This is a genomic window from Streptomyces sp. NPDC026301 (assembly GCF_055567935.1).
Map to the genome: position 1 here is coordinate 73,191 of NZ_JBVHPN010000017.1, position 20,334 is coordinate 93,524.

Sequence of the window (20,334 nt, forward strand, 5' to 3'; positions counted from 1 at the left end):
ACCGTCGCGGTCGGCCCCTACGGAGCCTGACGCACGCCTCAGTCCAGGAACGAGTTGATCTGGATCGTCTCGTCGCGGCCCGGGCCGACGCCAATGGCGGAGATCGGAGCGCCGGACATGTCCTCCAGCGCCTTCACGTACGCCTGGGCGTTCTTCGGGAGCTCGGCAAAGGTCTTGGCCTTGGTGATGTCCTCGGACCAGCCCGGCAGCATCTCGTAGACCGGCTTCGCGTGGTGGAAGTCGCTCTGGTTGTGCGGCAGCTCCTCGACCCGCTTGCCGTCGACCTCGTAGGCGACGCAGACCGGGATCTGCTCCCAGCCGGTGAGCACGTCGAGCTTGGTCAGGAAGAAGTCGGTGAGGCCGTTGACCCGGGTCGCGTAGCGCGCGATGACCGCGTCGAACCAGCCGCAGCGACGGTCGCGACCGGTGGTCACACCGCGCTCGCCACCGATGGTGCGCAGCGCCTCGCCGTCCTTGTCGAACAGCTCGGTCGGGAACGGACCGGCGCCGACGCGCGTGGTGTACGCCTTGAGGATGCCGATGACCCGGCTGATCTTCGTCGGACCGACGCCCGCACCGGTGCAGGCACCGCCGGCGGTCGGGTTCGACGAGGTCACGAAGGGGTACGTGCCGTGGTCGACGTCCAGGAGGGTGCCCTGGCCGCCCTCGAAGAGGACGACCTTGCCCTCGTCGATGGCGTCGTTGAGGATCAGCGTGGTGTCGGCCACGTAGCCCTTGATCTGGTCCGCGTAGCCGAGCATCTCCTCGACGACCTGCTCGGCGACCACCGCGCGGTGGTTGTAGAGCTTGGCCAGCACCTGGTTCTTGAAGTCGAGGGCCGCCTCGACCTTCTGCAGCAGGATCGACTCGTCGAACAGGTCCTGCACGCGGATGCCGGTGCGGTTGATCTTGTCGGCGTAGGTCGGGCCGATGCCGCGCCCCGTGGTGCCGATCTTCCGCTTGCCGAGGAAGCGCTCGGTCACCTTGTCGACGGTGATGTTGTACGGCGTGATCAGATGGGCGTTACCGCTGACCAGCAGCTTGGACGTGTCGACGCCGCGCTCGTTCAGTCCGCTCAGCTCGGAGAGCAGGACCGCCGGGTCGACGACGACACCGTTACCGATGACCGGGGTGCACCCCGGCGAGAGGATCCCGGAAGGGAGCAGGTGCAGTGCGTACTTCTGGTCGCCCACGACGACCGTGTGGCCGGCATTGTTGCCGCCCTGATAGCGCACTACATAGTCAACGGATCCACCGAGCAGGTCGGTGGCCTTTCCCTTGCCCTCGTCACCCCACTGAGCACCGAGCAGCACAAGTGCGGGCACAGGCGTACACCCCTTCCGGGCGGGGCATGTCCAACGTGCGAGCGGCTCACTGCCTGGTGCAGCCGCCGCGCGAGCCGTCGAACCGGTGCCCCGGATAGACGAAGCCCCTGGCGCAACAACGACAGGGGCTCTTGCACCGAGAGATTACCGAACATTTCTCTCGGGCGACGAACAGGACAGTCCCGGGCGCCCGGCCACCGCCGGGATACGGGGGCCGGCGGTGGCCGCTACGACTGTTTTGTCCCCCGTCCCGTCCGAGTCCGTTCCCCGAGAGAACGCAAGCCCTAGGAAGGACCGAGGTGTCGGCTCCAGACCTTGCCGGGCGCTCCCTGCTCGTGGTCATCGACCCGGTCGCCCGCCGTGTGGACGGCGAGTCCGTGCGTATCGCCAAAGACGTCCTGTGCGCGGCCGCGACCACGAAGATCTGCTTTCCGGACGACCCCGGGGAATTCGCCCGGGTGCTCGCCCGAAGGGGGCAACGCCGCCCTGTGGTGATCGGCGACGACCGCGCCCTCCTGCGCGCCGTCGAGCTGCTCCACAAGGAGCGCGAGCTGCCTCGCGTGACCCTCTCGATGGTGCCGGTCGGGATGCCCTCCGCCATCGCGCTGAGCCGGGCGCTGGGCGTCCCCACGGACACCGTGACCGCCGCGCGCGCCGTCCTGGACGGCCAGGAACGCATCCTCGACCTGCTCTCCGACGACAGCGACGGGATCGTGCTGGGCGGGCTGCGCATCCCTGGCGGCGACCCGGCCGAGCAGGCCGCACAACCCGCCCGTACGGCCGCTGAGGGGCCCCGGGTGCCCGCGCAGCGTCCCTGGTGGGCCCCGGCCGCCCGGACCGCCAGAGCGGCCCTGTCGCTGCTCACGGCGCCCGTTCCGGGCGGCGGGCGGCGCGACGGGCGGCTGCCGCCGCGGCTCCGTGTGGAGGCGGACGGCGTCGTACTGGCGGACCTGGACCGGCCGGTGCACCGGGTGTCGGTCGCGCCCGTGGGCTGTACGGCGCCGGAGGGCGCGGCGCCGGGCGATGGGGCGGCGTACCCCTCGCAGGAGCCCGAAGGGCTGGCCGAGGTGATCGTGCAGTGGCAGGCCACGGAGGCGCCGGTACGGGTACGGGCGCGGGCCGTGACGGTCTCCGGGCCCGACTTCCGCTACCGGGCGGACGCGGTGATCGGCGGGCCGGTCAGGACGCGGACGTGGACGGTCCAGCCGGCCGCGTGGCGGCTGACGCTGCCCCGGAGGTGAGGCCGCCCGGAGGTGACGCTTCTCACTCTTCGTGAGCGATGCCCGGACGGGGCCGGGACGGGTGATGCCGCATTCATTGTCCACAGCCTGTGGACAATGAATGCGGCTTCGGCTTTCTCAATGCGACTTCGGCTTTCTCAGAGGCCCGGGGTGACCAGGCCGGTCTCGTAGGCGAAGACGGCGGCCTGGGTGCGGTCGCGGAGGCCGAGCTTCACCAGGATGCGGCTCACGTGCGTCTTGATCGTGGACTCGGCCACGACGAGATGGGCGGCGATCTCGCCGTTGGAGAGGCCCTGGGCGACCAGTACCAGGACCTCCGTCTCCCGTTCGGTGAGATCGCCGATGCGTTCCTGGGCGGGCGGCCGGGGCGCGCCCAGCCGGGAGAACTCCGAGATCAGCCGCTTGGTCACGGCCGGTGCGAGCAGCGCTTCGCCGGCTGCCACGATCCGTACGCCGTCGGCCAGCTGACCGGCGGACGCGTCCTTGAGCAGGAAGCCGCTGGCTCCCACGCGGAGCGCTTGGTACACGTACTCGTCCAGGTCGAAGGTGGTCAGAACGAGCACCTTGGCGTCCGCGTCGGCGGCGACGATCTCGCGGGTCGCGTCGAGGCCGTTGACCTCCGGCATACGGATGTCCATCAGGACGACGTCCGGGCGCAGGGCCGCGACCTTTTCGACGGCGTCGCGGCCGTTCACCGCCTCGCCCACGACTTCGATGTCCGGCATGGCGTTGAGGAGGACCGAGAAGCCCTCGCGGACCATGACCTGGTCGTCGACGATCAGGACCTTGATCATGCTTGCGGCCTCTCCGGGGAGACGGGGGAGGTGGTATCGGAGTTCGGTGGCGCGGGGGTGGCCGCCGGGAGGAAGACCGTGACCTCGTATCCGCCGTCGTCCGTCGGGCCGTTGGTCATCTCGCCGTTGAGCATGCCGACGCGTTCGTGCATGCCGAGGACGCCGTGGCCCGCGCCGGGGGACGGCTTGGCCAGGCGGTTCGGGGGGCCGTTGACGATGCGGAGGCCCAGACCGCCCAGTACGTACGCGACTTCGACCCGCGCCTCCGCGCCCGGTGCGTGCCGGAGCGTGTTGCTCAGCGCTTCCTGGACGATGCGGTACGCCGACAGCTCCACGCCCTGCGGCAGCGGCCGTACCGCCCCCGTCACCACAGCCGCGACCGTCAGCCCCGCGCCGCGCACGCTCTCCACCAGCGCGTCCAGGTCGGCGAGGGTCGGCTGCGGCGCCTCCGGACCGGCGAAGGCGTCCGGGTCCTCGGAGCGTACGACGCCCAGGATGCGCCGCAGTTCGTCGAGTGCTGCCACGACGTTCTCGCGGATCGTCGTGAAGGCGATGGCCAGCTCGGGCGGCGTGTCCTGGACGCGGTACGGCGCGGCCTCCGCCTGGATGGCGATCACCGACATGTGGTGCGCGACGACATCGTGCAGCTCGCGGGCGATGGTCGCGCGCTCCTCCAGAAGGGTGCGGCGCGACCGCTCCTCGGCGGTGACCGTACGGGTCTGCACGACCTGCTGCCGTTCCTCGCGCCAGGCACGTACGGCCGCGGCGGCCAACAGGACGACGCCGCTCATGACCGCCAGTTCCGGCAGGCCGGACCCGCCGGCGCCGAAGACGGCGACACCGGGCATGAGGACGACGAACGTCACCACCCACATCTCCGGGGCCAGGCGGGGCCGGGTACGCAGGACGACCAGGGTCATCGTCCCGAGGTGCGCGAGAAGCGCAAGCTGCCAGCTGTCGCCGCTGAGCAGTCCCAAGCCCACGGCCAGCAGCGACACCCAGAACGCCCCGACCGGGCGGACGAGTGTCATCGCGGGCGGGCCCGCGACGAGTACGCCGAAGACCAGCGGCAGCAACGACAGGCCGGAGCCGTCCGAAACGGCGGAGACGGCCAGCAGTACGCAGGCGGCGAAGCCGATGACGAGCGCGTGTGGGAGCCAGCGCAGGCTCCGGCCGATCCGGGACGGCAGCCAGGGCACCCAGCCGGCCGCCTTCTCGCCGTCCAGCGGGGGCATCGGATGGAAGGCGAAGGCGTGGGTGAACAGATCCCGGCGCAGGCCGCGGAGCGCGCCGCTCGCCATCCGGGCTTCAGGGCCGTTCACGTACTGAGGTGTCTCGTTCACGCCCACCACGGTATGTACGGGGGCGGGCGGTGGCGTCCGGCCCAGTGGGGATCTGCGCGGGTCCGTCTCAAGTACTACGCGCCACCGGCCGGCCCTGGTCTCGTCTCCTCAGACCTCGACCAGCAGTTCCTCCAGGCCCCTGATCACGAAGTTCGGCTTCCAGGACGGTTCGGCGGCGAGGCGGAGGGAAGGGGCGGCGCGCAGCAGGGCCCTGAAGGAGGCGGCCAGTTCGAGGCGGGCGAGCGGGGCACCCAGGCAGTAGTGGATGCCGGCGCCGAGGGAGACGTGCGGGTTGTCCGCGCGGGACAGGTCCAGCTCCTCAGGGCGGTCGAAGCGCGCCGGGTCGCGGTTGGCCGAGCCGAAGAGAAGGGCGACCTCCGCGCCCCTCGGGATCACCGTGCCGTCGATCTCGATGTCGTCCAGCACCCAGCGCTCGAAGAGCTGGAGCGGTGTGGCGTACCGGAGCAGTTCCTCGACGGCGGTCGGCAGCAGCGCGTCCGGTGCGGCGCGCAACGCGGCCAGCTGCTCGGGGTGGCGGAAGAGGGCCAGCCAGCCGTTGGCCGTGGTGTTGACCGTCGCCTCGTGGCCCGCGTTGAGCAGCAGGACGCAGGTGGAGATCATCTCCTGCTCGTTCAGCCGGTCGCCCTCGTCGTACGCCGCGATCAGGCCGCTGATCAGGTCCTCCCCCGGCTCCTTGCGCCGCGCGGCGATCAACTCCCGTAGATAGGCAGAGAATTCGAGGGACGCCTGTACCGCGCGCCGCGCCGTCTCCTCGCCCGGCTTCAGCTCGTACATCCCGCAGATCGCCGCCGACCAGGGGCGCAGCAGCGGCCGGTCGGCCTCCGGGATGCCGAGCATTTCCGCGATGACCGCGACGGGCAGGGGTTCGGCGATCGCGGTCAGCAGGTCGCCGCCGCCCGCCGCGACGAAGTCCGCGACCAGGCCGTCCACCAAGTGCTCGACGACGGGCGCCAGTTGCTCGACCGTGCGGGGCGTGAACGCCTTCGACACCAGGCGGCGCAGGCGGGTGTGGTCCGGCGGCTCCAGGTCGAGCAGGCCGTTGTCGTTGAGTACGTGGAAGGGCTCGTGCGCGGGCGGGGGCGGGGTGCGGCCGAACTCCTCGTGGGTGAAGCGGTGCAGATACGTACGGCCGAGGCGGCGGTCCCGCAGCAGCGCGCCGACGTCCGCGTGCCGCGGTACCAGCCATTGGTCGCTGGGCGGGAAGTAGTGCACCCGGCCCGCTTCGCGCAGCCCGGCGAAGCCGGGGTAGGGGTCGGCGACGAACTCGGGCGACCAGGGGTCGAATGCGGCTACGGCTGCCATGGGGGGACGGTACCGCCGGACACCCGTCATGCGTCAGGGGTGGGCCGTGGTTCCGACCGTTCCTCCCGGGACGCCTCCCGCAGCGCGGTCACCAGCGCTCCGCACGCCGCCGTGCCCGGGGTGACGGCCGCGTAGTGCCCGACGCCTGACAGTTCGCGCACGGCGGGCGCGCCGCGGCCGGTGTCGCGGTGCGCGGCGACGTACCGCCGCGACAGCTCGACCGGGACGTCGGGGTCGTCCGTACCGTGCAGGACCGTCACGGGTACGCGGGGCGGCAGCCGTACGGGGTCGACTTCGGCGATACGTTCCGCCACTCCCGCGCCGGTCAGGAACTCCGCCACCGCGCCTTCGCTGAGCCGGAGTTCATGGGCGCGGGCGAGGTCGGCGACGGGGGCGACGGCGACGGCCGCGGTGACCGGGCCCGGCCGGGCGGCCGCCCAGAGGGCCAGGTGGCCGCCGGCGGAGTGCCCGGCGAGGACCACGGACGCGTGTGCGCCGGCCTCCGCGGCCGCGGCCCGTACCGCGTTCGTCACATCGTTGAACGTTTCCGGGAAGCCGCCGCCCCCGCCGGCTCGCCGGTACTCCGCGAGGGCGACCGGCAGGCCCTCCCGGGCCAGCGCGGCGGCCAGCGGGGACAGGTGCGTACGGTCGTATGCCACCCGCCAGAAGCCGCCGTGCAGCAGCACGATCAGCGGGCCGGACCGCCGGCCGGGCGGCGCCTCCGGTGGCCGGTACAGGTCGATCACCTGGTCGGGGTGGTCGCCGTACGCGATCCGACCGTCCGGCGGTACGGGCGCGCACGCCAGCAGCGCCTCTTCCTCATCCGGCTCCCTGCTCACACCGCGCCCCTCACATCGTCGTAGGACCCTGTTCCGCCGCGCCCGCGGCGACCGCGGCGGCGGTGCCGTCGCCCGGTACGTACGCCACGATCTCCGCGAGGACGCGGGCCGCGCGCTCCGCGTCCGCGAAGGACGTGTAGAGCGGCGTGAAGCCGAAGCGCAGCACGTCGGGGCGGCGGAAGTCGCCGATCACACCGTGCCGGATCAGCTCGCCCATCACCTCGCCGGCGCCCGCGCACTCCAGCGCGACCTGGCTGCCGCGCTCGTCGTGCGGCTCCGGCGTCACCGACCGCACCCGGCCGCGCGGCGCGTACGCCCGCACGCACTCCAGAAAGAAGTCGCTCAGCGCGAGGCTCTTGGCCCGTACGTCCTCGATGGCCACGCCCTCCCAGACCTCCAGCGCGGCCTCCAGGGCGAGCAGCGACAGGATGTCCGGGGTGCCGACGCGGGCGCGTTCGATGCCCGCCGCGGGTACGTACTCGGGGTCCATGCCGAAGGGGTCGGCGTGCGAGTTCCAGCCGGGCAGCGGGGAGTCGAAGCGCGGCTGGTGCTCGGCGCGTACGTACAGGTACGCGGGCGCGCCGGGGCCGCCGTTGAGGTACTTGTACGTGCAGCCCACCGCGAGGTCCACGCCGTGCGCGTCCAGGCCGACCGGCAGCGCGCCCGCGCTGTGGCACAGGTCCCAGACGGCGAGCGCGCCCGCTTCGTGCAGCGCGGCGGTGATGCCGGGCAGGTCGTTGAGCCGGCCGGAGCGGTAGTCGACGTGGTTGACCAGGGCGGCGGCGGTACGGTCCGACACCTCGGCGGGCATCCGGGCGGCCTCGACGGGGCGCAGCGTGCGGCCGGTGAGCCGGGCGGCGGACTCCGCGATGTAGCCGTCGGTCGGGAAGGTCGCGGCATCGACCAGGATCTCGTCCCGGGGGACGCCGTCCACCGCGGGGCCGGACTCGTCGGCCATGCGCACGGCGGCGACCAGCGCCTTGAAGACGTTCACGCTGGTGGAGTCGCCGACCACGACCTGCCCGGGGGCCGCGCCGAGGAGCGGGGCGATGCGGTCGCCGATCCGCTCGGGCGCGGTCCACCAGCCGGACTCCGACCAGGAGCGGATGCGCAGCTCGCCCCACTCGCGGGCGACGACCTCGCGGACCCGCTCGGGGACCGCGTGCGGCAGCGCGCCGAGGGAGTTGCCGTCGAGGTAGACCGCCTCGTCGAGCACGAACTCCGCGCGCTTGCCGCTCAGTGGGTCCTTGGCGTCGAGCTGCGCGGCCCGCGCGGCGAGGTCGTCGCGGACGACGGCCGCCGCGACGGTGCGGGCGCTCAGCGCGCCGCCCGCGGCAGAAGTATCGATTCTCTCGGTGGACACGCCGGGGCCGGCGCTCTCGTTCTGCTGCACCTTGTTGTCACCCTCCGCGCGGACAGGGCCGCATCGCTCGGTCGTGAGGGGCCACTCGGACCCGGCTTCCTCGTCGGTCGTGAGTGGCCGCTCCGTCACGAGTGCCCCGTCCGGCGGGACCGAGCGCCCCGGCCGGCCGGACCGGGGACCCCCGTCCGGCCGCTCGGGCACGACGGCCTGCCGCTCGGACATGGATGTCTGCCGCTCGGCCCCGGCTCCGTGCCGCTCAGACATGGCTGCGTGCCGTCCACAGCTCGGGAAAGACGTTTTTGCGGGCCCGCTTCTCCAGCCAGGCCACGCCGGACGAACCGCCCGTGCCCATCTTCGCGCCCATCGCGCGGCGGGTCGCCACCAAGTGATCGTTGCGCCATCGCCAGACCAGTTCGGCGACGTCCGTGAGGGCCTCACCCAGCCGGACCAGCTCGTTCTCCGGGTCGCGCGCCGGATCACCGGCGTAGACCTCCGTCCAGGCCGCCTCGACGGCCGGGTGCGGCTCGTACTTGAGCGTGGGGTCGCGGTGCAGTACGGACACCGGGATCGCGTATCCCCGGCGGTCCAGCAGCCGCAGCACCTCGTCCCACAGGCTCGGCTCGTGCAGCGCCTTCTCCAGCTCGGCGTACTCGCGGGGCGCGCCGCGGTGCGGGACGAGCATCGACGCGGACTTCTCGCCGAGCAGGAACTCCAGCCGCCGGTACATCGCGGACTGGAAGCCGGAGCCCTCGCCGAGCGCCCCGCGGTAGGCGTTGAACTGCGCCGGAGTCAGCCGGGCCAGCGGCTTCCACGCGGCGTTGAGGGCCTCCAGCTCGTACGTGGAGCGGCGCAGCGCGTCCATCGCGACGGGCAGGTCCTCGCTGCGCAGGGCCTGCGCGGCGGTGTGCCACTCGTGGACGATGACGGTGAACCACAGCTCCATGACCTGGGTGGTCACCAGGAAGGCCATCTCTCCGGGATCGTCGGAGAGCAGGTGCTGGGCGTGGGTGAGCATCTCCGCCTGGACGTAGTCCTCGTACGGCGTGGTGCCCGCGAAGTCGAGATTCGGGTCCGCGCCCGCTCCGACCGGGCAGCGCGGTGCCTGCTCCGGGGTCGGGGACGCCTGGGACGCTGATGACGAGTGCGACATCAGAACTCCTCGTGATGCATGCCTCCGGGTAGCGGTCCGCCCCTTCCTGTCGGCATCGGAGCCCCGGTCCCCTCGTCAGGCCCGGCTCACCGGACCTGTTGCGCATCTTCCGCAACTCCCCGGGGTTTGGCAAGGGCCGTCCCGGCCGACCCGAAGGGCCTCCAACGGCTCAGGACCGGCCGGAACACATCGGCCGGCCGGCCCTGAGCGGTCATCTCGGCAGGGGGCTTCCCTCAGGAGAGCGTGTCGGCCGCGGTCGGCGAGGAGTCGCGCAGGAACGCCGTGCAGCGCTCGTACTCCTCCTGCTCGCCGATCGCCTGGGCGGCGCGGGCGAGTGCGTGCAGGGCCCGCAGGAAGCCGCGGTTCGGCTCGTGCTCGAACGGGACCGGGCCATGGCCCTTCCAGCCGGCCCGGCGCAGCGAGTCCAGGCCGCGGTGGTAGCCGGTACGTGCGTACGCGTACGACTCGACGGTACGGCCGGCCTGGAAGGCGTCGTCCGCCAGCTGCGCCCAGACCAGCGAGGACGCCGGGTACTTCGCGGCGACGTCGGCCGGTGCGGTGCCCGCCGCGAGCAGCTCGCGGGGCTCCGGATCGTCGGGCAGATGGGTCGGGGGCGGTCCCCCGAGCAGGTTCTCGTGAATGGCCATGGTTCCAAGTCTGCCTGGTACTCGCCGCCCGCGGCGCCACGGCGGTGGCGCTTCGGCCGGGCGCACGGAGGACCGTGCACGCGCGCGAAGGGCCCCGTACGCGTGATCCTGATGCGTACGGGGCCCTGCGGCGTGCTCCTCCGCTGCGCGCGCCGGTACAGCGCGTGGCGGCGTTACAGCGCGCGCGGCGGCGTTACTTGATCTTGGTGCCCGTGGAGCGCAGGTTGGCGCACGCCTCGGTGACCCGCTTGGCCATGCCGGCCTCGGCCAGCTTGCCCCAGCTGCGCGGGTCGTAGGTCTTCTTGTTGCCGACCTCGCCGTCGACCTTCAGCACACCGTCGTAGTTGCGGAACATGTGGTCCGCGATCGGGCGGGTGAAGGCGTACTGGGTGTCGGTGTCCAGGTTCATCTTCACGACGCCGTTCTCCAGCGCGGTGGCGATCTCCTGCTCGGTGGAGCCGGAGCCGCCGTGGAAGACGAAGTCGAACGGCTGCGACCCGGCGGTCTTGCCGTACTTGGCGCCGACGCCCTCCTGGAGGTCCTTGAGGAGCTCGGGGCGGAGCACGACGTTGCCCGGCTTGTAGACGCCGTGCACGTTGCCGAAGGAGGCGGCGAGCAGGTAGCGGCCCTTCTCGCCCAGGCCCAGCGCCTCGGCGGTGCGCAGCGCGTCGTCGACGGTGGTGTACAGCTCGTCGTTGATCTCGTGGGTGACGCCGTCCTCCTCGCCACCGGTCGGGGTGATCTCGACCTCAAGGATGATCTTGGCGGCGGCGGCCTTGGCGAGCAGCTCCTGGCCGATGGCCAGGTTGTCGGCCAGGGTCTCGGCCGAACCGTCCCACATGTGCGACTGGAAGAGCGGGTTCTGGCCCTTGGCCACGCGCTCGGCGGAGATGTCGATCAGCGGGCGGACGTAGCCGTCCAGCTTGTCCTTGGGGCAGTGGTCGGTGTGCAGCGCGACGGTGACGTCGTACTTCGCGGCCACGACGTGCGCGAACTCGGCCAGGGCGACGGCGCCGGTCACCATGTCCTTGTTGTACTGGCCGCCCAGGAACTCCGCACCACCGGTGGAGATCTGGATGATGCCGTCGCTCTCGGCCTCGGCGAAACCGCGCAGCGCCGCGTGCAGCGTCTGCGTCGAGGTCACGTTGATGGCCGGGTAGGCGAACTTGCCTGCCTTCGCCCGGTCGAGCATCTCGTTGTAGATCTCGGGGGTTGCGATGGGCATCTGTCCGCTCCTTGTGATGTGCGGGTACCGGGTACGTTCTGGGCCCTGACCAGGGGGCGACGTCATCGTCGCGGCCCATCTTCCCAGACTTGCCGGATACCTCCACATCGCGCTTCCACCCGGACGGCGCAAGGGGCGGGCTGTTTCACGTGAAACAGCCCGCCCCTTGGTGAAAGGCCAGGTCAAGGCCGCGAGGGCCGGAGCCTCCGCCCGACGCGCCCGATCTCTCAGCCGAGATCCAGGTCGGTGAGCCGGTAGCCGGTGATGTACTTCAGGCCCGCGTCGGCGATGGCCGATTCGGCACCGCGGTCGACGATCGTGGCGACCGCGACGACCTCGGCGCCCGCCTCGCGGGCGGCCTCGACGGCGGTCAGCGGCGAGCCGCCGGTGGTGGAGGTGTCCTCGACGACCAGGACGCGGCGGCCCGTGATGTCCGGGCCCTCGATGCGGCGCTGCATGCCGTGCGTCTTCTGGGCCTTGCGGACCACGAAGGCGTCCAGCTTCCGGCCGCGCGCGGCGGCGGCGTGCAGCATCGACGTCGCGACCGGGTCGGCGCCGAGCGTGAGCCCGCCGACCGCGTCGAAGTCGAAGTCGGCGGTGGCGTCCAGCATCACCTGGCCGACCAGCGGCGCGGCCTCGGCGTCCAGGGTGATCCGGCGCAGGTCGATGTAGTAATCGGCTTCCTTGCCGGAGGAAAGCGTCACCTTGCCGTGCACCACGGCCTTGTCCTTGATCTGCTGCAGCAGCTCGCCGCGCACGTCGTCACTCATGCGCACGAGCTTAAGGGGAGCCCGGCCCTCCCCTGCGGCTCAGGTCAGGGTGCGCCAGGTCCACGTCGTGGAGATCTCCAGCGGGTCGATGGGGGTGACCAGGCGCGGGTGCGTGTTGAGGCCGTTGGGCGGGCCGGACTGCGGTTCCACGCACACGGCCGCCTCCTGCTCGTCGTACACGACCACCCACTCCGCACGGCTGGTGACCTTCAGCTCCAGGCGGCCCGGCCAGGTCAGCGTCACGGCCACGCCCTGCGGCATCCCGAAGCAGTCGTCCCAGGGGCCGGGGCGCGGGTCGATGCGGCGGCCCGTCGGAAGGTGGTCCTCGCCGCGCTCCTCCTGCCACTCGGGGTCGAAGTCGATGCGTACGCCCTCGCCGCCGTCGCCGAGGTCGCGGAGGAACCAGGGGTGCCAGCCGGCCTGCGCCGGGAAGGAGTCGTCGTACGTCTCGACGCCCATGGTCAGGGTCAGCGAACCGCCGTCCTCGGCCAGCTCCACCAGCTGGCTGACCTTGCCGGGGTACGGCCAGGGGTCGGCCGGGTCGTCCAGGTCGTACGTGAAGGCCGCGGTGGTCCCGGTCGTGCGGGCGGTGCGCCAGGAGAGGTTGCGGCCGTTGCCGTGGATGGCGTGCGGCGGGGAGTTGAGCGGCATCTGATGCGTCTCGGAGCCGTTGCGGAACCGGCCGTTCTCGATCCGGCCGCACCACGGCACCATCGGGAAGCAGCCGTACTTGGCTCCTTGCCGGAGCAGCTCCGTGCCGCCGATGCGGAGGCTCTCGATACGGCAGCCGTTGTCCGGGCGGACGGCCACTTCGGTGTCGCCGGCGGCCAGCCGTACGGTACGCGCCACGCGCGGCTTGCGGGCGGGCTCTGCGGGGTTCTCAGTGCTCACGGATCGACCTTAGCGGTGCGGCACGCGGGCGGCGGACCGGGCACGCTGACCCGGTGGCCGGTCCCGCCCGCCCGGGCGCCCGGCGTCAGCGGCGGCGCAGGCCCGGAGCCTGTGGCGGCGCGGGCCGGCGTCAGCGGCGGCGGCGCAGCGCCCGGCCGACCACCACGGCGGAGGCCAGGACCACGGCGGCCGCGGGGGCCGCCCAGCGGAGGGTGGCCGAGGCGGCGGACGTCTCGGGAGCGGGCACGGGGGCGTAGCGGCCGCGCGGCGGGGCGTGGTCCACCTCCTCCGCGCTGCGGCCGATCATCGTGCGGCGCGCGTGCGCGGCCTCGGCGGGCGGCTCGGCCGGGATGCCGAGGTCGTCCTCGCCGAGCGGGTCCAGCGAGGACGGCGGGATCTCGGTCTCGAAGACCCCGGCCCGCGGCGAGATCTCCGCGAGGTCCTCGGCGCCGTCCACCTCGTCGGTGTCGTCCTCGTCGTCGTCCGTGCCGATGACATCGGCCGGGTCGTCCTCGGCGCCCGCCTCTTTCAGGCCCGCCTCGTCCAGCGCCTCGTCCTCCAGGCCCGCCTCTTCGAGGTCCGCCCCGTCCTCGTCGGCCACGCCCCCGGTGAGTACCGACAGGCCGTCCACCGCCGCGGTCGCCCCCACCGCCGCGTCCGGCCCGTCCTGCTGCCCCGCGACCGGGGCCGTCGTCAGGTCGTCGGTGAGGGTCGTGGCGAAGCGCTCCAGGAGGCGGCGGCCGGCCGTGCGGGCCGCCTCGTCCGAGGCGTCCGCGAGCCGGCCCTCGGCACGGACGACGGCGGTACAGGACAGCGTCGTGCCCTTGCCGCCCGCGTCGGGCGCCACCCGGACGGTCAGGTCCAGCTCGGCGAGGCCGTCGCCGCGCACCTCCGTGCCGTGCGCCGCGGCGTCGAAGGCGTCGGGCTCGCCCTCGCGCGGGGTCACCCGCAGTGACCCGCGGTAAGTGATGGTGGAGCCGCCGATCCGCAGCCGCAGCCGGCCCTCCGGAACTCCGGGAGCGGCGTCCGCGTCGAGCTGGGCGCCCGGGACGCAACGGGCCAGCCGCTCCGGCTCGGCGAGCGCCTGCCGCACCGTGCCGACGGGAAACGGAACGTACACCTCGTGCTCCATGAATCGGAGCCTACCCAGCGGGCCCCGCCCCGTGCCCGCTCCCGCACAACTTTCTCCACATACCGTCACCGTCCGGGCCATGCCCGCCGGCCGCCGCGGCCCCGCCGCCTCACCCGCCGTACCGCGGCCGCACGAGCGTCGACGGCGGGAGGCCGGGAAGGCGCGTACGGGCCAGCGCGCGGTGGCCGGAACGGAGCAGGGCGGGGGTCAGGGAGCGCAGCGGCGGCGCGGCGGACGGGAGCCCCAGCTGCGGCGTGCTGCGGCCCGCCAGGAGGAAGCCCCAGTACCGGACGGTCCGCGGGTCGGCGCGGCCGGTGCCGGACGCGCCCCGGTCGGGCCCGCCCGAGAAGGCGTGCGGGCGGCCCGGCATCCGGTACGGGACGGTGCGCAGGCCCGCGGCGCGCAGCGTCGCCTCGACCGTCCAGAAGCTGCGCGGCCGGACGCGCGGCGGCCCGGCGTGCACCGCGAGCCGCCCGTCCCGGGCCAGCACCCGGGCCGCGAGGCCGTAGAACTCCTGGGAGTAGAACTTGGTGCCGGCGGTGATGTTGGGGTCGGGCAGGTCGGAGAGGACCACGTCGTACGGGCCGTCCCTGCGCACCTCGCGCCGGGCGTCCCGGCGCAGCCAGTCGAAGGCGTCGGCGGTCACCACGCGGACCCGCGGATCGTCGAGCGAGCGGCGGTTGAGCCGGGCGAGGCCGGGGTCGGTGCGGGCCAGCCGGACCAGGCCGCTGTCGCGCTCGACGACGGTGACGGAGTCGACGTCGGGGTAGCGCAGCAGCTCGCGTACGGCGAGCCCGTCGCCGCCGCCGAGCACCAGCACCCGGCCGTGCGGCCCGCCCGCCATCGCCGGGTGGACCAGCGCTTCGTGGTAGCGGAACTCGTCCCGCGCGCTGACCCGCAGCCGGCCGTCCAGATACAGCGCGAGCGGCGCCCCCGTACGCCCGGCGCCCCGGCCCGCGCGCCCGGCACCGCCCGTGCCGCCCGTGCCACCGGTCAGCACGACTTCCTGTACGTCCGTCTGCACGGCGACCCGTGGTTCCGTGCCGTACACCGCCTTGCGCGCGGCCGCCTCGAAGGGCCCTGCCAGCACCGTGCACGCCACGAGGACCACGAGGACGAGCGCGTTGGCCGCCAGCAGTGACCGGCGTGCCCGTATGGAGAGGTCGCGGCGGAACAGGCCGAGGACGAGGGCGCCGCCCGCCACCGCGTTCACCCCGCCCGTGACCAGCGCGCCCGTCAGCTGTCCGAGCAGCGGCAGCAGCAGGAAGGGGAAGGCGAGGCCGCCGACCAGGGCGCCCACGTAGTCCGCCGCGAAGAGGTCGGCGACCGCGCCGCCCGCGTCCTGGTTGCGGACGCGCTGGATGAGCGTCATCAGCAGCGGGACCTCGGCGCCGATGAGCACGCCGATCACCAGCGAGAAGCCGACGAGCGCGGGCCGGGACTGGCCGAGCCACGCGAAGCACGCGTACAGCGCCATCGCCGAGACCCCGCCGACCAGAGCCAGCGCCGCCTCGACCGCGCCGAAGCCGACCGCGGCCCGGCAGCGCAGCCGCTTGGCCAGCAGCGAGCCGACGCCCATCGCGAAGACCATGACGGAGAGCACGACGGACGCCTGCGTCACGGAGTCGCCCACCAGGTAGGAGGAGAGGGCGACCAGCTCCAGCTCGTACACCAGTCCGCAGGCGGCGCAGAGGAAGACAACCGTGAGGACGAGCAGCCGGCCGAGCCCGGCGGGCACCGGCAGCCGTGGTGGCCTGACGATCTCCGGCGGCTTGCGGGGGCCGGAGGTGAGGGCCGCTGGCGGATCGATCATGTTGCGAACGCTACGTGACGGCCCGGTCGCGCCTCGTCACCCACAAGAGCGCATTGGCTTCGCGCGGGGACGACGCCGGGCCGCTTCCGCGCGCCCGCTCACAGCGCCGCCACCGCCCGCACTCCCACGCGCGTACGGGTCGCCACCAGCCGGCCCTCCTGGGGGTAGGCGTGCCAGGTGCGCCAGCGCACCTGGCCGCTCTCCCGTTGCGCAAGCATCGCGGTGAACGCGTGCGGCGCGCCGGGGAACGTGCCGGCGAGTCCGTACGGATGCTCGGCCACCAGTGCGAGCAACTCCTGCGCCCGGCCCGCGAACGAGCCGCGGGAGAGCGTCTCCACATGGGCGGCGAATTCGTACTCCCAGTCGCCGATGCGTTTCGCCACGCCGAGGGGGAGCGGGGTGCTGCTGCCGGGCATGCACGCCACGGTCTCCGAGCAGCTCCCGTGCTCCTCCTCCAGGAGCACTTGATGCGAGGCGCCGAGCAGCCGCAACTGGACCTTGACGTCTTCCAGTTGCAGGTCGAGGACGGCGAGGGCGGGCAGCGGCTCGCGGCCGAGTGCCCAGGCCAGGTCGGCCGCGCGGGTGTCGGTGTAGGCGGTCTTGATGGTGGTGAGCATGGGTCGGCTCCGCAAGCACGCAGTGGATGGTGGGCCGGCCCGCCCCGGAGGAGGACCAGGGATACGACTTACCGGCTGCCGGCTCGTGACCACGTGGGGTCCGAGAACTGGTGGATTCTCACAAGAGAGGGAATCATGAAACTCGCGGGGCCCACAGCCTTTTTACCCATCTTCGTGGGGTTTCCATCCCTCAGAGGGCCTCCCAGTTCAGTTGTTCAACAGGCTTGCGCCCGACGGTTGTTGAGAACCGCCGGGCGCATATGCGAAGAGGCATGGGCCGTATGCATGTTCACCGCCGTGCCGCCGCGCAGAGGGCGCGGGACGCGCGGGAATTCCGCTCAGGAGCCCCCGCCGCCACCGCAGCCGCCACCGCCGCCGCCACCACACGACGAGCCACCGCCGCACGACGAGCCGCCACCGCAGCCCCCGTGATGTCCGCCCCCGTGGTGCCCGCCGTGGTGGTGACCGCTGGGCGAACCCCCGTCGCCGGCCCACCAGCTGCCCCCGGACACCGTGCCGCCGCGCGCCGCCTTCCGCATCCGGCCGCTGGGCGACTCGTTAGCCGCCGCGCGCGACACCAGCCACACCACGGCCGCCACCGCGCCGCATATCACCAGGAAGATCACAAAACCACTCACTGCCTCACGCTCCTTCCGTTCCCCCGAAGCGAGGCACTCCTTACGTCAGAGCCCGCTTTTCAGAGCAAGCTTTCTTGCGTGCGGGTCAGATGCCCGGCCTCGTTGATCTCAAAGCGGAGTTGAGGAACTCCAGAGGTTCGGCGCAGGATGGCGGCCATGGGACGACCGCTGCTCAACCGCCGCCTGGCCGAATTCGGTACGACGATCTTCGCGGAGATGTCCGCGCTCGCCGTACGGACCGGCGCCATCAACCTCGGCCAGGGATTTCCCGACACCGACGGCCCCGAAGAGGTCCGTGAGGCGGCGGTGCGCGCCCTGCGCGACGGCCACGGCAACCAGTACCCGCCCGGCCCCGGCATTCCCGAGCTGCGCACCGCCGTCGCCGCGCACCAGCAGCACTGGTACGGCCTGCCGTACGACCCCGACACCGAAGTACTGGTCACCGCGGGCGCCACCGAGGCCATCGCGGCGTCGCTGCTGGCGCTGCTGGAGCCCGGTGACGAGGTGATCGCGCTGGAGCCGTACTACGACTCCTACGCCGCGTGCATCGCGCTGGCCGGCGCCAAGCGCGTGCCGGTCACTCTGCGCCCCTCTCCCGGGGAGGCTCCACGCGGCGGAGCCGCATATGGACGCTATCGCCTCGACCTGGACGAGCTGCGGGACGCCGTCACCGACCGCACCCGCCTCATCCTCCTCAACACCCCGCACAACCCCACCGGCACGGTGCTCAGCCGCGACGAGCTGGCCGCCATCGCCGAACTGGCCTGCGAGCGCGACCTCCTCGTCGTCACGGACGAGGTCTACGAGCACCTGGTGTTCGAGGGTGAGCACGTGCCGATGGCGTCCTTCCCCGGGATGCGCGAGCGCACGGTGACCATCGGCAGCGCGGGCAAGACGTTCTCCTTCACCGGGTGGAAGGTCGGCTGGATCACCGGCACGCCCGAGCTGGTCGGCGCGGTCCGCTCCGCCAAGCAGTTCCTCACCTACGTCTCGGCGGGCCCCTTCCAGTACGCGGTCGCCGAGGCGCTCGCGCTGCCGGACGGCTACTTCCACGGGCTGCGGGAGGGCCTGCGCCGCAAGCGGGACATCCTGTCCGACGGGCTGGCGCAGGCCGGCTTCCAGGTCTTCCGGCCGAGCGGTACGTACTTCGTCACCACCGACATCACGGCCCTGGGCGAGAAGGACGGCCTGGCCTTCTGCCTCGGGCTGCCCGAGCGCTGCGGCGTGGTCGCCGTGCCGAACTCCGTCTTCTACGACGACAAGGAGGCGGGCCGCAGCCTCGTCCGCTTCGCTTTCTGCAAGAAGGACGAGGTCCTGCGGGACGCGGTGTCACGCCTCCAGCGGCTGTGAGCCGGGTCCGGCCGCGACGATGCGGCGGACCGAAAAGAGAATTCACATTTTTCGTTCAGCGGGACCCCCCTCTCCGGGCTTACCTTTTCATCCTCCAGCAACCACCGATTCTTCACCCGCAATCCTCCTGCGGAGCTCCGCGCTGGCCACCGCCAGCAATTCCCGACGCTCCGGATCCGCGTTCTCGCGCAGTGCCAGGGACATCCGGATGGTGACGGGCGCGCCGTCGAGCGGCAGCAGCGCGATCCGGCGGGAGGAGACGGTGCGGCCGGAGCGGTCGAAGAGCTGGGGGCGCAGTTCGCGCTCCAGCTGGCGCACCTGCACTGGCTCACCGCCGGCTGGCCTATGTGCAGTCGTTCGGCCGCTCTGCCGAAATGCAGCTCCTCGGCCACCGCAAAAGTATTGAATCTGACGCAGTTCCACAGGATCCCCCTTTTCCTGCGGGCGATCCCCGCCGCGTTCATTTATCCGACGGCAGCTTTCTGCAAATCGGCGTCCCGGCCATCCGTAACGGGCTCCATAACGGGCTCCGGTACGACAGCGGATTCCGTCGCCGCCGCCTGCCGCGCCGCCATAGACAAGAAGAACGCGAAGGCCGCGATGCCCACCGCCGAGGCGCCGATGACGAACCATCCCAGCGCGAAGAGGTCACCGGCCGGCAGCCGGCTGGAAAGGAGGATTCCCAGCGAGGCGCCCAGCAACTGGAGCGCGCCCATCAGCCCGGAGGCCGAGCCGGCGGTCGAGCGGAAACTCGTCACGCCCGCGCTCATCGACAGCGGCAGCAGGAAGCCGTTGCCGAAGGTCATCACCGGCATGAAGACCAGCACCAGCAGCCCCCAGGGCCTGCCTGCCCCGCTCAGCCCCAGGGCCAGCATCATCAGCGCGCCGGCGAAGAAGAAGCCGTGCCCCGTCCACAGCAGCCGGTTGACGGGCCGCTTGCGGAGCAGGGTGCGGGAGGTGAGGTTGCCCGCCACTGCGGTCTTCATGACAACGGACAACTTCCTTGTCTCAAGGGCAGGTTCTCAAGGGCAGGTTCTCAAGGGCGGGGTCTCAGGGGCGGGGCCTCGATGGCTCAAGTCCAGCACCGCCCCAGGGGCCGTCCAAGACGCAATCCGATCCGGCACCGATCACGAATCGTGATGCGTCGCCCCGCCACGTCCCGCGCCCCCGCGTCCCCGGTTCCCCGCCGGGACGCCGCGCCCGCATACGGAAGGGCCCCGGAGCGCTGTGCTCCGGGGCCCTTCCGCAGAACCGTCGTAACGGGCTCACGCCTCGTCGTCGGGCTTCTTCGTGTCACCGTCGATGTCGGCCTCCAGGCCGAGCTGCTCGACGAGCCACTTGTCGAACTCGATGGACGCGCGGATCCAGCTGACCGTGCTGGAGACGAAGTGCTCCAGCGAGACGCCGGTGCCGACCAGCATCGATGCCTCACCGATCAGACGGACCGTGCCGTCGTCGTGGGTGTGGGTGTAGGCCTTGGGCCACAGGGTGCGGCGGTTCCAGTCGTCGATCGCCTCCAGCAGCTTCGACTTGAGCTCGATGCCGTGCGGGCGGTCGTAGAACGTCCGGACGGAGAAGATCTGCTGCTCCTCCTCGCCGCGGAACATGAAGTACGTGCGGAACTGCTCCCACGGGGCGGCGAGGTCGCCCTCGTCGTCGACGACGTACTTCAGCTCCATCTGGTCAAGGAGCTGCTTGACCAGGTCCTGATCGGGCACGATCGGCCCCTCAGGCCCGGTCGGCTGCTGTTCGGGCTGGCCCCCGAAATTCGGAATCGAGGACGGGTCGATAGTCACCGTGGAAGTCCCTTCGTATGGTCCCCGCCATCCTCCCCCACACCCGCCCCGTCCTGGCAAGCGGACGGGGCGGGTCA

At 72.2% G+C, this 20,334-nt stretch carries 19 protein-coding genes and 1 pseudogene; 2 read left to right on the forward strand and 18 right to left on the reverse strand.

Annotation, left to right across the window (positions count from 1 at the left end):
* Positions 1–38: 38 nt before the first annotated feature.
* Positions 39–1,325, reverse strand: a complete 1,287-nt coding sequence (locus tag ACZ4MH_RS27020) for an adenylosuccinate synthase (RefSeq protein ID WP_351599288.1) — start codon at positions 1,323–1,325, stop codon at positions 39–41.
* Between the two features lie 299 nt (positions 1,326–1,624).
* Between ACZ4MH_RS27020 and ACZ4MH_RS27025 the strand changes: the two genes are divergently transcribed.
* Positions 1,625–2,566, forward strand: coding sequence for a diacylglycerol kinase catalytic domain-containing protein (locus tag ACZ4MH_RS27025; protein ID WP_351599287.1), 942 nt, complete (start codon positions 1,625–1,627; stop codon positions 2,564–2,566).
* A gap of 137 nt (positions 2,567–2,703) precedes the next feature.
* On the opposite strand, the gene ACZ4MH_RS27030 is transcribed toward ACZ4MH_RS27025, so the two are convergent.
* The 14 genes from ACZ4MH_RS27030 to ACZ4MH_RS27095 form a co-directional block, all read right to left on the reverse strand.
* A complete protein-coding gene (locus ACZ4MH_RS27030) occupies positions 2,704–3,360 on the reverse strand; it encodes a response regulator transcription factor (protein WP_351599286.1) in 657 nt (218 codons plus the stop codon).
* On the reverse strand, positions 3,357–4,661 hold the full coding sequence (locus tag ACZ4MH_RS27035) for a sensor histidine kinase (protein WP_351599301.1): 1,305 nt from the start codon (positions 4,659–4,661) through the stop codon (positions 3,357–3,359). Before ACZ4MH_RS27035 ends, ACZ4MH_RS27030 begins: the two co-directional genes overlap by 4 nt.
* A gap of 150 nt (positions 4,662–4,811) precedes the next feature.
* Positions 4,812–6,026, reverse strand: coding sequence for a cytochrome P450 (locus tag ACZ4MH_RS27040; protein WP_351599285.1), 1,215 nt, complete (start codon positions 6,024–6,026; stop codon positions 4,812–4,814).
* Between the two features lie 26 nt (positions 6,027–6,052).
* The gene (locus ACZ4MH_RS27045; RefSeq protein WP_467754733.1) at positions 6,053–6,865 is read right to left on the reverse strand and encodes an alpha/beta hydrolase; all 813 of its coding nucleotides are present in this window, start codon (positions 6,863–6,865) and stop codon (positions 6,053–6,055) included.
* A 10-nt stretch (positions 6,866–6,875) separates the two neighbouring features.
* Positions 6,876–8,186, reverse strand: coding sequence for a kynureninase (kynU, locus tag ACZ4MH_RS27050; protein ID WP_351601616.1), 1,311 nt, complete (start codon positions 8,184–8,186; stop codon positions 6,876–6,878).
* A gap of 298 nt (positions 8,187–8,484) precedes the next feature.
* Positions 8,485–9,378, reverse strand: a complete 894-nt coding sequence (locus tag ACZ4MH_RS27055; protein ID WP_351601610.1) for a tryptophan 2,3-dioxygenase family protein — start codon at positions 9,376–9,378, stop codon at positions 8,485–8,487.
* 233 nt (positions 9,379–9,611) lie between these two features.
* Positions 9,612–10,025 (reverse strand): DUF3151 domain-containing protein, encoded by a 414-nt coding sequence (locus tag ACZ4MH_RS27060; protein ID WP_351601607.1) that lies wholly within the window; start codon positions 10,023–10,025, stop codon positions 9,612–9,614.
* A 193-nt stretch (positions 10,026–10,218) separates the two neighbouring features.
* Entirely contained in the window at positions 10,219–11,250 is a 1,032-nt protein-coding gene (gene fbaA / locus ACZ4MH_RS27065) for a class II fructose-bisphosphate aldolase (RefSeq protein ID WP_351601604.1), read from the reverse strand.
* Positions 11,251–11,477: 227 nt separating this feature from the next.
* A complete protein-coding gene (gene pyrE, locus ACZ4MH_RS27070) occupies positions 11,478–12,020 on the reverse strand; it encodes an orotate phosphoribosyltransferase (protein WP_351601601.1) in 543 nt (180 codons plus the stop codon).
* 39 nt (positions 12,021–12,059) lie between these two features.
* The gene (locus ACZ4MH_RS27075) at positions 12,060–12,911 is read right to left on the reverse strand and encodes an aldose epimerase family protein (RefSeq protein ID WP_351601598.1); all 852 of its coding nucleotides are present in this window, start codon (positions 12,909–12,911) and stop codon (positions 12,060–12,062) included.
* Between the two features lie 130 nt (positions 12,912–13,041).
* Positions 13,042–14,043 (reverse strand): SRPBCC domain-containing protein, encoded by a 1,002-nt coding sequence (locus ACZ4MH_RS27080; RefSeq protein ID WP_467754734.1) that lies wholly within the window; start codon positions 14,041–14,043, stop codon positions 13,042–13,044.
* A 109-nt stretch (positions 14,044–14,152) separates the two neighbouring features.
* Complete coding sequence (locus tag ACZ4MH_RS27085) at positions 14,153–15,856, reverse strand: polyamine aminopropyltransferase (RefSeq protein WP_351593627.1); 1,704 nt, start codon at positions 15,854–15,856, stop codon at positions 14,153–14,155.
* A 98-nt stretch (positions 15,857–15,954) separates the two neighbouring features.
* The gene (locus tag ACZ4MH_RS27090) at positions 15,955–16,473 is read right to left on the reverse strand and encodes a DUF2617 family protein (RefSeq protein ID WP_351593624.1); all 519 of its coding nucleotides are present in this window, start codon (positions 16,471–16,473) and stop codon (positions 15,955–15,957) included.
* 338 nt (positions 16,474–16,811) lie between these two features.
* Complete coding sequence (locus ACZ4MH_RS27095) at positions 16,812–17,111, reverse strand: hypothetical protein (RefSeq protein WP_467754735.1); 300 nt, start codon at positions 17,109–17,111, stop codon at positions 16,812–16,814.
* A gap of 156 nt (positions 17,112–17,267) precedes the next feature.
* Between ACZ4MH_RS27095 and ACZ4MH_RS27100 the strand changes: the two genes are divergently transcribed.
* Complete coding sequence (locus ACZ4MH_RS27100; RefSeq protein WP_351593622.1) at positions 17,268–18,461, forward strand: pyridoxal phosphate-dependent aminotransferase; 1,194 nt, start codon at positions 17,268–17,270, stop codon at positions 18,459–18,461.
* A gap of 258 nt (positions 18,462–18,719) precedes the next feature.
* On the opposite strand, the pseudogene ACZ4MH_RS27105 reads toward ACZ4MH_RS27100, so the two are convergent.
* The 3 genes and pseudogenes from ACZ4MH_RS27105 to ACZ4MH_RS27115 form a co-directional block, all read right to left on the reverse strand.
* A pseudogene (locus tag ACZ4MH_RS27105) lies at positions 18,720–18,884 on the reverse strand (LysR family transcriptional regulator); the annotation flags it as partial.
* A 41-nt stretch (positions 18,885–18,925) separates the two neighbouring features.
* Positions 18,926–19,447, reverse strand: a complete 522-nt coding sequence (locus ACZ4MH_RS27110; protein WP_351593619.1) for an MFS transporter — start codon at positions 19,445–19,447, stop codon at positions 18,926–18,928.
* Positions 19,448–19,726: 279 nt separating this feature from the next.
* On the reverse strand, positions 19,727–20,257 hold the full coding sequence (locus ACZ4MH_RS27115) for a YbjN domain-containing protein (RefSeq protein WP_351593616.1): 531 nt from the start codon (positions 20,255–20,257) through the stop codon (positions 19,727–19,729).
* Positions 20,258–20,334: the final 77 nt, after the last annotated feature.